This window comes from Roseomonas mucosa ATCC BAA-692, from assembly GCF_000622225.1.
Taxonomy (GTDB): domain Bacteria; phylum Pseudomonadota; class Alphaproteobacteria; order Acetobacterales; family Acetobacteraceae; genus Roseomonas; species Roseomonas mucosa.
This window is the reverse complement of the sequence record NZ_JHWD01000002.1, coordinates 84,389-97,432: the sequence shown is the minus strand read 5'-3', so window position 1 is coordinate 97,432 and position 13,044 is coordinate 84,389. Positions and strand designations below refer to the sequence as shown.

Annotated in this window: 11 protein-coding genes; 10 read left to right on the top strand and 1 reads right to left on the bottom strand. The window is 70.5% G+C overall.

Features of this window, described 5'->3' with window-relative positions; genetic code table 11:
- Window positions 1-28 precede the first annotated feature (28 nt).
- Entirely contained in the window at window positions 29-2,020 is a 1,992-nt protein-coding gene (locus BT98_RS0103010) for a PhoX family protein (RefSeq protein WP_019460053.1), read from the bottom strand.
- A gap of 382 nt (window positions 2,021-2,402) precedes the next feature.
- On the opposite strand from BT98_RS0103010, the gene rpsB reads away from it, so the two are divergent.
- The 10 genes from rpsB (at window position 2,403) to BT98_RS0102960 (ending at window position 13,042) form a co-directional block, all read left to right on the top strand.
- Window positions 2,403-3,290: a 30S ribosomal protein S2 gene (gene rpsB / locus BT98_RS23065; protein ID WP_019460054.1), complete on the top strand. Its 888-nt coding sequence runs from the start codon at window positions 2,403-2,405 to the stop codon at window positions 3,288-3,290.
- Between the two features lie 88 nt (window positions 3,291-3,378).
- A complete protein-coding gene (gene tsf, locus BT98_RS0103000; protein ID WP_019460055.1) occupies window positions 3,379-4,293 on the top strand; it encodes a translation elongation factor Ts in 915 nt (304 codons plus the stop codon).
- A gap of 167 nt (window positions 4,294-4,460) precedes the next feature.
- Window positions 4,461-5,180, top strand: coding sequence for a UMP kinase (gene pyrH / locus BT98_RS0102995; protein ID WP_019460056.1), 720 nt, complete (start codon window positions 4,461-4,463; stop codon window positions 5,178-5,180).
- A gap of 13 nt (window positions 5,181-5,193) precedes the next feature.
- Complete coding sequence (frr, locus tag BT98_RS0102990) at window positions 5,194-5,766, top strand: ribosome recycling factor (protein ID WP_019460057.1); 573 nt, start codon at window positions 5,194-5,196, stop codon at window positions 5,764-5,766.
- Window positions 5,767-5,799: 33 nt separating this feature from the next.
- The gene (uppS, locus tag BT98_RS0102985) at window positions 5,800-6,543 is read left to right on the top strand and encodes a polyprenyl diphosphate synthase (protein ID WP_019460058.1); all 744 of its coding nucleotides are present in this window, start codon (window positions 5,800-5,802) and stop codon (window positions 6,541-6,543) included.
- On the top strand, window positions 6,543-7,394 hold the full coding sequence (locus BT98_RS0102980) for a phosphatidate cytidylyltransferase (RefSeq protein ID WP_019460059.1): 852 nt from the start codon (window positions 6,543-6,545) through the stop codon (window positions 7,392-7,394). Before uppS ends, BT98_RS0102980 begins: the two co-directional genes overlap by 1 nt.
- Window positions 7,395-7,434: 40 nt before the next feature.
- A complete protein-coding gene (dxr, locus tag BT98_RS0102975; RefSeq protein ID WP_019460060.1) occupies window positions 7,435-8,604 on the top strand; it encodes a 1-deoxy-D-xylulose-5-phosphate reductoisomerase in 1,170 nt (389 codons plus the stop codon).
- 54 nt (window positions 8,605-8,658) lie between these two features.
- Window positions 8,659-9,771, top strand: coding sequence for an RIP metalloprotease RseP (gene rseP, locus BT98_RS0102970; RefSeq protein WP_026033011.1), 1,113 nt, complete (start codon window positions 8,659-8,661; stop codon window positions 9,769-9,771).
- Window positions 9,772-9,896: 125 nt separating this feature from the next.
- Window positions 9,897-12,254: an outer membrane protein assembly factor BamA gene (bamA, locus tag BT98_RS0102965; RefSeq protein WP_019460062.1), complete on the top strand. Its 2,358-nt coding sequence runs from the start codon at window positions 9,897-9,899 to the stop codon at window positions 12,252-12,254.
- 17 nt (window positions 12,255-12,271) lie between these two features.
- Window positions 12,272-13,042: an OmpH family outer membrane protein gene (locus BT98_RS0102960; protein WP_019460063.1), complete on the top strand. Its 771-nt coding sequence runs from the start codon at window positions 12,272-12,274 to the stop codon at window positions 13,040-13,042.
- The last annotated feature ends 2 nt before the right edge of the window (window positions 13,043-13,044 follow it).

Sequence of the window (13,044 nt, the reverse complement as noted above, 5' to 3'; positions counted from 1 at the left end):
CCCCGCTGGGCGATACGTCAGCCCATCTTCAGCTTCCGATCACCCCGCCATCCTTCCGGACGATGCTCACCACCGAAGGGCGGGGCGGCATGTCGTCGCGGAAATCCGGCCAGCGGGTGGTCGGCGCGGCATAGGTCGTGGTCGGGTCGTCATTGGCCGGGTGCTGCACCGCCACGAAGAAGCCGCGGCTGTCCGGCGTGAACACCGGGCCGCACATCTCCGCGCCCGTGGGGGTGCGGAAGAACATGCGGGTGACGGCGCGGCCGCGGCCGGTGGTGTCGCAGGCCCAGATGCCGTCGCCGATGCCGTTCGCCGACTGCTGCTCGCCCTGGTCGGTGGCGATCCAGAGCCGGCCCTGGCCGTCGAAGGCGATGTTGTCGGGGCAGGCGAACCAGCCGGAAGGGGAGACGCCGGCACCGTAGGAGGCGTGGTGCTCCTCGATCTCCGGGTTCCCGGCCATGATGAACATCTCCCAGGCGAAGCGGGCGGCGCCGTGGTCCGGCTTCCCGTTGCGGTCCGGGGGCGTCATCTCCAGGATCTGGCCATAGAGATTCTTCGCCCGCGGATTGGCCTTGTCGAGCTGGTCCGCCTTGCGCTGGTTGTTGTTGGTCAGCACCACATAGACCCGCCCCGTCACCGGGTTCGGCTCCACGTCCTCCGGCCGGTCCATCGGCGTCGCCCGCAGCAGGTCGGCGGCGCGGCGGACATCGATCATGACATCGGCGGCGGAGCGGAAGCCGTTCTCCGGGGTGAGGGGGCCCTCGCCGAAGACCAGCGGCAGCCATTCCACCTGGCCGTCATCGCCAAAGCGGGCGACGGAGAGGGTGCCGTGGTCCAGCAGGTCGCGGTTCGCCTCGCGGTTCTGCGGGTCGTAGCGGTCGCGGCTGACGAAGCGGTAGAGGTACTCGAAGCGCTGGTCGTCGCCCGTATAGACGGCGACATGGCCCTCCGGCGTGAGGGCGGTGGTGGCGGCCTCGTGCTTGAAGCGGCCCAGGGCGGTGCGCTTCACCGGGGTGGAGTCCGGGTCGTAGGGGTCGATCTCGACCACCCAGCCGAAGCGGTTCGGCTCGTTCGGCTCCTTGGCCAAGTCGAAGCGGTCGTGGAAGCGCGCCCAGCCCTGGTTGGACTTGCCGTTCAGCCCCATGCGCTTCCAGGCGGCGGCCTCCGGCCCCTTCGTGGCGTCGCCGGAGAAGTAGGTGTCGAAGTTCTCCTCGCAGGTCAGGATCGTGCCCCAGGGCGTGACCCCGCCGGCGCAGTTGCCGATCATGCCGAGGACGCTGCGGCCCTCCGGGTCGGCGCCGGTGCGCAGCCGCGTGTCGCCGGCGGCGGGGCCGGAGATCCGCATCGAGGTGGTGGCGGTGATGCGGCGGTTCTGCGGGCCCAGCACGACCTGCCAGGCGCCGTCCTGCCGCCGGACCTCGACCACGCTGCCGCCGATCGACTGCATGGTGATGTCCACCTGCTCGCGCGTCAGGGCATCGCCCATGGTCTTCGCGTCCAGGCTGGGAAACATCATCTGCGCCTCGGGATACTCGTGGTTCACCCAGAGCAGCCCGTGGTCCGAGGAGGCCGAGCCGCGAGGCAGCGGCAGAAAGGCCTGGAAGTCGTTGTTGTAGCCGAACTGCTGCGCCTGGGCGGCGGCGGTCTGGCGGTGCGGGTCGAATTCCGGCGCCCCCGGCAGGACCTTGTCGCCCCAGCGGATCAGCACCCGGGCCTCGTAGCCCTCCGCAACGGCGAGGTCCGGGCGCGGCCCATGCTGGATCTCGGGAAAGGTCAGGCTGGACAGGCGCTGGCCCTGGCCCGCGGGGACGCTGCCCGCGGCCAGCGCCGGGCGCGAGCCGGGCAGGGCGGAGCCGAGGCTGGCCACGGTGGCCGCGCCCAGCACGCCGCGGAAGAAGGAGCGGCGCACGAGGCGGCGCCCCAGCACGGTCTGGAAATCGGGTTCGGGGGAAACGTTCACACCGATCTCGTCGAGATCGGCATCCGCCGCGGCGAGCGGCTGCTCCACGGTGATGGACATGGGTCCTATTGATCCCTTGAGGTCGTCGGCGGCTGCGGCATAGCGGCCGCAGGGATCGCGGAACAACCGCGCTTCCATGTTAACGCGCTGATTTAACGGTACTGTCTTATTTGCGTCCGGCACCGCCGGGCGGGGTGGCGGAAGCGGGGCGGAACGGCATGGCGGGCCCCGGCGCGGACGCCGCCTCTTGCGCGGGCGGCACGGCTGTGCCATGTGCCCCACGCCGCCGGCGGGATCGTTCCGCCGGCGGCAAATCCGCACGCGGCGCGCCCTTCCGAGACAAGCGGCAAGGGTCCGGTCCTCCCCGACGCCATCAGGGCAAGGGGGGCTCAGCGCCGCGGAGGTTCAACCGGACTCCATCGGAAGGAAAGGAACGCCAATCATGGCGATGCCGGAAGTTTCCCTGCGCGGCCTGCTCGAAGCGGGCGTCCACTTCGGCCACCACACGCGGCGCTGGAATCCGCGCATGGCGCCCTACATCTTCGGCGTGCGCAACCAGGTGCATATCCTGGACCTGCAGCAGACCGTGCCGATGATGGAGCGCGCCCTGAAGGCCGTGCGCGACGTGGTCGCCGCCGGCGGCCGCGTGCTCTTCGTGGGCACCAAGAAGTCCGCCGCCGAGTACGTGGCCGAGGCCGCGACCCGCTGCGGCCAGTACTACGTGAACCACCGCTGGCTGGGCGGCATGCTCACCAACTGGAAGACCATCACCGGCTCCATCAAGCGCCTGAAGCAGATGGAGACGCAGCTCGCCGGCGACACCCAGGGCCTCACCAAGAAGGAGGTCCTGATGCTGACGCGCGAGAAGGAGAAGCTGGACCGCGCCCTGGGTGGCATCAAGGAGATGGGCGGCCTGCCCGACATCATCTTCGTGATCGACACCATCAAGGAGAAGCTGGCGATCGAGGAGGCCAACAAGCTCGGCATCCCGGTCGTGGCCGTCTGCGACAGCAATGCCGATCCGCAGGGCGTGACCTACCCGATCCCGGGCAACGACGACGCCATCCGCGCCATCAACCTGTACTGCGACATGGTCGCCGGCGCCGTGTTCGACGGCATCAGCGCCGAGCTGCAGGCCTCCGGCGTGGACCTGGGCGCGGTCGAGGAACTGCCGGAAGAGGGCCTGCCCGAGGGCACGCTGCCGGAGGAGCTGGCCGGTGACGTGGCGCTGGAGGGCGAGGTCCAGTCCAGCCCGACCAGCGGCGTCTCCACGGCCGACATGGAGACCATGGTCCAGGCCAACGAGGACGACGGCAACCGCGCCGGCTGAGGCCGCGGCCGCCGCAATCCACTGGAAAACGGGCCGCGCGCGGGGTTCTATGCCCCGCGCGCGTGCCTTGCCAATTGAGGAGAACACCATGGCCGAGATCACGGCTGCCCTCGTCCGCGACCTTCGCGAGAAGACCGGCGCGGGTATGATGGACTGCAAGAAGGCGCTGGTTGAGGCGAATGGCGACATGGAAGCCGCCATCGACTGGCTGCGCAAGAAGGGCCTCTCCGCCGCCGCCAAGAAGTCCGGCCGCGTCGCCGCCGAGGGCCTGGTGGCCGTGGCCTCCGCGCCGCTGAAGGCCGCCATGGTCGAGGTGAACGCCGAGACCGACTTCCTGGCCCGCAACGAGCAGTTCCAGAACTTCGTCGCCCAGGTGGCCGAGGTCGCCCTGGAAGTCGGCGAGGATGTGGAGGCCATCAAGGCCGCCCGCTATCCCGGCGGCGAAGGCACGGTGGCCGACGAGCTGACCCGCCTGATCGCCACGATCGGCGAGAACATGTCGATCCGCCGCGCCAGGACCTTCTCCGTGTCGCAGGGCGCGGTCGCGACCTACATGCACAACGCGGTGAAGCCCGGCCTGGGCAAGATCGGCGTGCTGGTGGCCGTCGAGGGCGCCTCCGAGGTCGCCGCCCTGGAGACCCTGGGCCGTCAGGTCGGCATGCACATCGCCGCCACCCGTCCGGACGCGCTGGACGTCGACGCGGTCGATCCGGCGGCGTTGGAGCGCGAGAAGGCGGTGCTGTCCGAGCAGGCCCGCGCCTCCGGCAAGCCCGAGAACATCATCGAGAAGATGGTCGAGGGCCGCATCCGCAAGTACTACGAGGAAGTGGTGCTGCTGGAGCAGGTCTGGGTGCATGACGGCGAGAGCCGCGTGCGCAAGGTCGTCGAGAAGGCCGGCGCCAGGCTGACGGGCTTCGCCCGCTTCCAGCTCGGCGAGGGCATCGAGAAGCAGGCCGGCGACTTCGCCGCCGAGGTCGCGGCCGCGGCCGGCGTGGGCGGCTGAACGCTCCTGCCGCCTTCCACCGGCCACGGCCACGGCCGGGGCCGGTGTGTTCCGGGGGATACGCCCAAGGGCGTGCGTCCTCCGGCCCCGGGGCCGCTGGCCGGGCGACCCTTGCCCGGCCCGGGTGCCGTTGAGTAACTTCCCCGACCTTCAAGGATAGCCCGCCGATGTCCTCCCCGACCTACAAGCGCGTCCTGCTCAAAGTGTCCGGGGAGGCCCTGATGGGGTCGCGGGACTATGGGCTGGACACGGCGACGCTGAAGGCCATCGCGCAGGACGTGCGGGACGTGGTGGCGCTGGGGGTCGAGGTCTGCCTCGTGATCGGCGGCGGCAACATCTTCCGCGGCATCTCCGGCGCCGCCTCGGGCATGGACCGGGTTCAGGCGGACGGCATGGGCATGCTGGCCACCGTCATGAACGCCCTGGCCATGCAGAGCGCGCTGGAGCGGCAGGGCGTCACGACCCGGGTGCAGAGCGCCATCCCGCTGCAAAGCCTGTGCGAGCCCTTCATCCGCCGCCGCGCGATCCGCCACATGGAGAAGGGCCGGGTGGTGATCTTCGCCGCCGGCACCGGCAATCCCTACTTCACCACCGACACCGCCGCCGCGCTGCGCGCCGCGGAGATGAGCTGCGACGCGCTGCTGAAGGGCACGCAGGTGGATGGCATCTACTCCGCCGACCCGCGCAAGAACCCGCAGGCCGAGCGCTACGAGACCCTGACCTACCTGGACGTCCTGGCCCGCGACCTCGCGGTGATGGACGCCGCCGCGATCAGCCTGGCGCGCGAGAACAAGCTGCCGATCGTCGTCTTCAACATCCACGAGCCGGGTGCCTTCACCGCCGTCATGAAGGGCGAGGGGCGATTCACCACGGTCGTCGAGAACTGAGGAATACCGTTTCATGGCCGCCGCCCCGGATTTCGCCCATCTCAAGCAGGATCTCGTCCGCCGCATGGACGGGGCCCTCGACACGCTGAAGAAGGAATTCTCCGGCCTGCGCACCGGCCGTGCCAGCCCGGCGCTGCTGGAGCCGATCCGGGTCGAGGCCTACGGCGCCAACCAGCCGCTGAGCCAGGTCGCCAACGTCTCGGTGGCCGGGCCTGGCCTGCTCTCGGTGCAGGTCTGGGACAAGTCGGTGGTCAAGGCCGTCGAGGTCGCCATCCGGGATTCCAGCCTGGGCCTGAACCCGCAGGCGGAGGGACAGGTGATCCGCGTGCCTCTGCCGCCGCTGACCCAGGAGCGCCGCAACGAGCTGGCCAAGCAGGCCTCCCGCTATGCCGAGGCCGCCAAGGTGGCGGTGCGCGGCGTGCGCCGCGACGGCATGGAGACGGTGAAGGCCTGGGAGACCAAGTCCGAGATCTCCAAGGACGACGCCAAGCGCCATTCCGACGAGATCCAGAAACTGACCGATCAGGCGGTCAAGCGGGTGGACGAGGCGCTCGCGGAGAAGGAAAAGGATATCAAGGCGGTCTGATCGGGCGGCCTTGCACAGGATGAAGACCAGCGGATGAGTGCGGCGCCCGAACGTCGGCCCGAACCGGCGTCGGCCGCGATGCCGACCCATATCGGCATCATCATGGACGGCAACGGCCGTTGGGCCGCGGCACGGGGCCTGCCCCGCGCCATGGGCCACCGCGCCGGGGCCGAGGCCACCAAGCGCGCCATCGAGGCCACGGCCCAGGCCGGCATACCCTGGCTCACGCTCTTCGCCTTCTCCTCGGAGAACTGGCGGCGCCCGGCGCAGGAGGTGCTGGAGCTGACCGGCCTGCTGCGGCACTACCTGCGCCACGAGGTCGCGCAGCTCGTCCGCGACGGGGTGCGGCTGCGGGTGATCGGCGACCGGGCGCGCTTCGGCGCGGAAACCGGGGAGGCCATCCTGCGGGCGGAGCGCGACACCGCCGGCGGCACCCGGCTGAACCTGAACGTGGCGCTGTCCTATGGCAGCCGGGCGGAGATCCTGGCCGCCGCCCGCGCCGTGGCCCAGGCCGTGGCCGAGGGGCGGCTGGACCCGCAGGCGCTGGACGAGGAGCAGTTCTCCCGCCACCTCTCCACTGCCGGGATGCCGGACCCGGACCTGATCATCCGTACTTCCGGCGAGCACCGGCTGTCGAACTTCCTGCTCTGGCAGTCCGCCTATGCGGAGCTGTTCTTCACGGACGTGCTCTGGCCGGATTTCAACGCGGGTCATCTCCGGGCCGCCCTGGAGGAATTCGGGCGGCGGGAGCGCCGCTACGGCGCCATCGCGGGCTGATGGCGGAAGCGAAGTCCGAGGAGAAGCGATGGCGCGACCTGCGCAAGCGCTTCCTTTCCGCCCTGGTCCTGGGCCCCACGGCGCTGCTCTGCGTCTGGCTGGGGGCCGAACTCTACACCCTGCTGATCGCCATCTGCATCGCCATCCTGACCTGGGAATGGGTGCATCTCTGCGGCATGCGGACCCGGGTCTTCCCCGGCCTGGGCGTGCCGCTCGCCATCTTCCTCGCCGGCATCGTCGCGGTGATCGGGCATTCGGCCCTGTCCTGGGCGGTGCTGGTCGCGGGGTTCTTCCTGGCCTGGACAGGGGCGGAACGATCGCGCGGACGGCGGGGCGTGCCGCAGCAGCCGGCGCTGAGCCTGGCCCTCGGCGTGCTCTATATCGGCATTGCCGGCCTCTGCCTGATCGAGCTGCGCCACGACAACGAGGCCGGGCGGGACAACATCCTCTTCCTCCTTTCCGCGGTCTGGGCCAGCGATATCGGCGCCTACATGGCCGGGCGGGTCTTCGGGGGGCCGAGGCTCTGGCCGCAGGTCTCGCCGAACAAGACCTGGTCCGGGTCCATCGGGGGCCTCGTCTTCGCCATGCTGGTGGGCGCGCTGCTGACCCTGGTGCTGGCCCCGGGCTCCATGGCGCGGGCGGCGGCCGTGGCCGCGATCCTCGCCGTCGCCACCCAGGCCGGCGACCTGCTGGAAAGCGCGATCAAGCGGCATTTCAAGGTGAAGGACACCTCCAGCCTGATCCCCGGCCATGGCGGGCTGCTGGACCGGCTGGACGGCCTGCTGGCGGCGGCGCCGGTGGCGGCGCTGCTGGCGCTGGGGGTGGGCTACGGGGTGCCGCTGTGGCGCTGACGCCGCGGCGGAAAAAGAAGAAGTGGGTGACGCAGGGGCGATGACGCGACGGATCACGGTTCTGGGCTCCACGGGCTCGGTGGGAAAGAGCACGGTGGCGCTGCTGGAGGCGGCCGCGCCGGGCGAGTTCGCGGTCGAGGCCCTGGTGGCCGGGCGCGACGCCCGGGCCCTGGCGGAGCAGGCGCTGCGCCTGCGCCCCGCCATCGCCGTCCTGGCCGACGAGAGCTGCCTGCCGGCGCTGCGCGAGGCCTTGGCGGGCAGCGGCATCGCCTGCGCCGCCGGGGAGGCCGCGGTGCTGGAGGCCGCGGCCCGCCCGGCGGACTGGACCATGGCGGCGGTGGTTGGCGCGGCGGGGCTGCGCCCGACGCTGGCGGCGCTGCGGCGCGGCGGCACCCTGGCGCTGGCCAACAAGGAGAGCCTGGTCTGCGCCGGGGCGATCGTGATGCGGGTGGCGCGGGAGGCCGGGGCGCTGCTGCTGCCGGTGGATTCCGAGCACAACGCGATCTTCCAGGCGCTCGACGCGCACCAGCCCTCGGCGCCGGAGAAGATCATCCTGACCGCCTCGGGCGGCCCCTTCCGTCAGGCCAGCCTGGCCGAGATGGCCGTGGCGACGCCGGAGGCGGCCATCCGGCACCCGGTCTGGAGCATGGGCGCCAAGATCAGCATCGACAGCGCCACCTTGTTCAACAAGGGGCTGGAGGTGATCGAGGCGTCGCATCTCTTCCCCGTGCCGCATGAGCGGGTCGAGGTGCTGGTGCATCCGCAATCCACCGTGCACGGGCTGGTGCAGTATGCCGACGGCTCGTTGATCGCCCAACTGGGCACGCCGGACATGCGGACCCCGATCGCCCATGCGCTGTCCTGGCCAGGGCGGCGCCATGTGGATGTCGGGCGGCTGGATCTGGCGGCGCTGGGACGTCTCGAATTCTTTCCGCCCGATCCGGAACGTTTCCCGGCGCTGCGGCTGGTGCGGGAAGCCTTGTCCGCGGGCGGCGGCGCTCCCACCATCCTGAATGCCGCCAACGAGGTCGCGGTGGCACGTTTCCTCGGCCGGCGGCTGGGCTTCCTGGGCATTGCCCGCGTGGTGGAGGCTGTGATGGAGCGGTTCGGCGCGCCGGCGATCCCCGATCTGGAGGCCGTGCTGGCGCTGGACGGGGAGGCGCGGCGGATGGCCGGGGAAGAGGCGGAGCGGATGGGGATGGCTGCCTAGGCGGAGCCAGCCCATATGAGGATTTCGGGGGCGAGACCCTGAGAGGACACTGAGTTGGAAGCATTGCTGGGCTCTGGCCGGACGATCCTGGCCTTCGTGGTGGTGCTGGGCGTACTGGTCTTCATCCATGAGGCCGGGCACTACTGGGCCGCGCGCTGGCGCGGGGTCTATGTCGAGCGCTTCTCCATCGGCTTCGGCCAGGCCCTGGCCCGCTGGACCGACCGGCGTGGCACGGAATGGCGCATCGGCTGGCTGCCCCTGGGCGGCTATGTGAAGCTGCACGGGCAGGAGCAGCCGGGCGACGTGGACCCGGCGGTGCGGGCGGCGTGGCGCCCGGGCGAGACCTTCCACGACAAGCCGGTGCTCGACCGGGCCATCGTGGTGGCGGCCGGGCCCATCGCCAATTTCCTGCTGGCGGCGGTGCTCTTCGCCGGGCTCTTCATGACCGTCGGCCAGCCGGTGATGAACGCCAATGTCGGCACGGTGGTGGCCGGCAGCGCCGCCGAGCGGGCGGGGCTCCAGGCGGGGGACACGATCCTCTCGGTGGATGGCCAGCCGGTCAGCCGCTTCACGGACCTGCAGAGCCGGATCGAGCCGCATCCGGGCCAGCCCATCACCCTGTCGGTGCGGCGCGGGACGGAGGAGCTGACCGTCTCCGCCACCCCAGAATCGCGGCAGCGCGACGGGGCGGCGCCGGTCGGCGTGCTGGGCATCGCGGCCGGGGCGCCGAGCTTCGAGCGGATGAACCCGGTGCAGGCGCTCTGGGGGGGCGTGGCCAATACCTTCGAGGTTTCGCGGCAGACGCTGGTCGGGGTCTGGCAGATGATCACCCGCCAGCGCGGTACGGACGATCTGGGCGGCCCGCTGCGGATCGCGCAGATCTCCGGGCAGGCGGCGGCCCTGGGCCTGCCCAGCCTGATCACCTTCATCGCCGTGCTCTCGGTGAACCTGGGCCTGATCAACCTCTTCCCCATCCCGGTCCTGGATGGCGGGCACCTGGTCTTCTACGCGGCAGAGGCGATTCGCGGCCGGCCGCTGCCCCCGCGGGCCATGGAATACGGGCTGCGGGCCGGGCTGGCGGTGCTGGCGGCCCTGTTCATTTTCTCGACCTGGAACGACCTGAGCCATCTGGGCGTTGTCCGATGGATCACAGGGCTGGCTGGATAACCATACGCTTCGCCTTGGTTGTTGAGACGGGGTTGGCGTTCCCGGGGGGTTGCCGCTAGTTTGCGCCCGCCCCCGTCCGGCCCTCTAGGGGACCGGGCGGGAAATGCCGGCTCGGAACCTGGAACTTGAACGCCACACGCGCCCTGCTTCTCGCTGCTACCTGCCTCGTCCCCGTGCTCGTGACCCCCGCCAGCGCCCAGCCGCAGCGCGGCCGCGCCGGCACCCCGGCCGCCGCTCCCCGACAGGGCGTGGGGCAGGGCACCGTCAGTGGCATCGATGTCGTCGGAAACCAGCGTATCGAGGCGGATACCATCCGCTCCTACATGCTGCTCCAGCCGGGCGACCGCTTCGATTCGGAACAGCTGGACCGATCGCTCCGCACCCTCTTCGCGACCGGCCTGTTCCGGGACGTGCAGGTCGGACGCCAGGGGGACCGCGTCGTGGTGCGGGTGCAGGAGAACCCGATCGTCAACCGGGTGGCCTTCGAGGGCAATCGCAAGATCTCCGACGACCAGCTGCAGCCGCTGGTCTCCATCCGCCCGCGGGCGGTCTTCACGCCCCAGGCGGCCCAGTCCGACCGGGAGAAGATCCTGGAGCTCTATGCCCGCCGCGGCCGCTTCGCCGCCACGGTGGAGCCGAAGGTCATCGAGCTGCCGCAGAACCGCGTCGATGTCGTCTTCGAGATCAAGGAGAACGAGACCGCGCTGATCGGCCGGATCAACTTCGTCGGCAACGAGGCCTTCTCGGACAGCCGGCTGAAGGAGATCGTGGCCAGCCGCGAGGCCGCCTGGTACCGCCCCTTCAGCTCCTCGGACTCCTACGATCCGGACCGGCTGAACTTCGACCGCGAGCTGCTGCGCCGCTACTACCTCCGCCACGGCTATGCCGACGTGCAGGTGACGGCTGCGACGGCCGAGCTGGCGCCGGACCGTTCCGGCTTCTTCGTCACCTATACGATCAACGAGGGCAAGCGCTACCGCGTCTCCAAGATCGAGGTGACCTCGCAGCTGCGCAACATCAAGCCGGAGCAGCTCCGCCCCGAGATCAATCTCTCCCGCGGCGACTGGTATGACGGAGAGGCGGTGGAGAACGCCGTCCAGGCGATCCAGGACCGCGCCAACGAGCTGGGCGCGCCCTTCGCCGAGGCCCAGCCGCGCATCCAGCGCGACCGCGAAAAGGGCACGGTCGAGATCACCTTCGACGTGCGCGAGGGCGAGCGGCTCTATGTCGACCGCATCGACATCACCGGCAACACCCGGACGCAGGACCGGGTCATCCGCCGCGAGTTCCGCGTCGCCGAGGGCGACCCCTTCAACGCCGCGCAGATCCGCCGCTCCCGCCAGCGCGTCCGCGACCTCGGCTACTTCAACGACGTGAACATCACCACCTCGCCCGGCTCGGCGCCGGACCGGGTGATCGTCAATGCCGCGGTCTCGGAAAAGGCCACCGGCGAGATCAGCCTCGGCGGCGGCTACTCGACGGATGCAGGCGCGCTCGCCGATATCGGCCTGCGCGAGCGCAACCTGCTCGGCACCGGCATCGATGCGCGCATCAACGGCACCATCGCGCAGCGCCGCTCCTCGATCGACGCCTCGGTCACCGACCCGTCCTTCCTGGACCGCAACCTCGCCGTCGGCGCCGACGTCTTCTACGTGACCCGCGACCTGCGCGACTATTCGGGCTACGAGGAGCGCCGCTACGGCTTCGCGCTGCGCGCCGGCTACGAGTTCAACGAGTTCCTGCGCCAGTCCTGGACCTACACCCTGTCGCAGCGAAACATCTTCGACATCAGCAACGACGTCACCAGCAAGTACATCCTGGAGCAGAAGGGCAAGACGCTGCTGTCGCAGCTGGGCCAGACCCTGACCTGGGACAAGCGCGACTCCCGTCTCGACCCGTCGCGCGGCTACGTGCTGCGCTTCGGCACGGATTTCGCCGGCATCGGCGGCGACGCGAAATACGTCCGCTGGCGCGGCGACGGTGCCGTTTACGTGCCCTTCGAGAAGCTGCTGGGCGATCCGAAATACGTCCTCGCGATCAGCGGCAGCGTCGGCTACCTGCAGACCTGGGGCGGCGGCAAGGACCTGATCGTTGACCGCTTCTTCCTGGGCGGCGAGAACCTGCGCGGCTTCGAGGTGGCGGGTGTCGGCCCGCGCGACCGCTCCATCGTGAGCGGCGTGCAGAACGACGAATCCCTGGGCGGCCGCTTCCTCTGGACCCAGTCCACCGAGTTCCGCTTCCCGCTGCCGATCCCGGACGAGCTGGGCATCACCGGCCGGACCTTCGTGGATGTCGGCGCCCTGAGCCAGTCCGACAAGGGCGATGGGGTGTTGAGCGACAGCTCCCCGCGCGTGGGTGCGGGCGCCGGCATCTCCTGGGCCAGTCCCTTCGGTCTGATCAACCTCGACTTCGCCGCACCCGTGGTGAAGAAGTCCTACGACCAGACGCAGGTGTTCCGCTTCGGCTTCGGCACCCGTTTCTGAGAATCTCCGGAGTATCGATGATGAAGGCGCGCACCGCTCTCGCCGCCCTGGCCGTCCTGATTCCCGCCACCCAATGGGCCATGCCGGCCCAGGCGCAGGACTGGTTCGTGCCGCAGGGTCAGCAGCAGACCCGCCCCGCCCAGCCGGCACAGCAGCAGCGCCCGGCGCAGCAGCCCGCGCAGCGTCCGGCGGCGCAGCCGGCCGCCGGACGCCCGGCGCTCGCCCCCGGCCAGGCTCCGCCCGATGCGATCATCGGCGTGGTGGATGTGCCGGAGGTGCAGCGCAACTCCACCGCCTTCAACGGGGTGCGCGAGGAGATCGAGCGCCGCCGGCAGAAGCTGAACGAGGACCTGCAGAAGGAGCAGGCAGGCTGGCGCGACGCGCAGCAGCAGTTGCAGCAGGAACGCGCCGCCCTGACGCCGGACCAGCAGCGCAACCCGCCGGAGGCGCTGCGCAACCGCGAGCGTGAGTTGCAGGAGAAGATCACCGAGAGCCAGCGCGTCTTCCGTGACCGTTCCCGCGCCATCGAGCAGGCGGCGCAGACGGCGCTGAACGAGATCGAGCGCGCCCTGGCGGGGGTGGTGCGGCAGGTTGCGGCGAACCATAAGGTCAACCTGGTCCTGCCGCGGCCGTTGGTGATCTATAACGATCCGCCCTTCGACCTGACGGACGAGATCAGCCAGCAGCTGAACAAGGCGCTGCGCAGCGTGACCCTGGCCAAGGAAGAAGCGGCGCCCGCGGCGCAGGCCGAGCCGCAGGCGGCCAAGCCGGCACAGCAACGCCGCTAAGC

Bases quoted from the DNA above. Each gene is read 5' to 3' on its own strand.
- BT98_RS0103010 (WP_019460053.1), bottom strand. From the start codon at position 2,020: ATGTCCATCACCGTGGAGCAGCCGCTCGCCGCGGCGGATGCCGATCTC.
- rpsB (WP_019460054.1), top strand. From the start codon at position 2,403: ATGGCGATGCCGGAAGTTTCCCTGCGCGGCCTGCTCGAAGCGGGCGTC.
- tsf (WP_019460055.1), top strand. From the start codon at position 3,379: ATGGCCGAGATCACGGCTGCCCTCGTCCGCGACCTTCGCGAGAAGACC.
- pyrH (WP_019460056.1), top strand. From the start codon at position 4,461: ATGTCCTCCCCGACCTACAAGCGCGTCCTGCTCAAAGTGTCCGGGGAG.
- frr (WP_019460057.1), top strand. From the start codon at position 5,194: ATGGCCGCCGCCCCGGATTTCGCCCATCTCAAGCAGGATCTCGTCCGC.
- uppS (WP_019460058.1), top strand. From the start codon at position 5,800: ATGAGTGCGGCGCCCGAACGTCGGCCCGAACCGGCGTCGGCCGCGATG.
- BT98_RS0102980 (WP_019460059.1), top strand. From the start codon at position 6,543: ATGGCGGAAGCGAAGTCCGAGGAGAAGCGATGGCGCGACCTGCGCAAG.
- dxr (WP_019460060.1), top strand. From the start codon at position 7,435: ATGACGCGACGGATCACGGTTCTGGGCTCCACGGGCTCGGTGGGAAAG.
- BT98_RS0102960 (WP_019460063.1), top strand. From the start codon at position 12,272: ATGATGAAGGCGCGCACCGCTCTCGCCGCCCTGGCCGTCCTGATTCCC.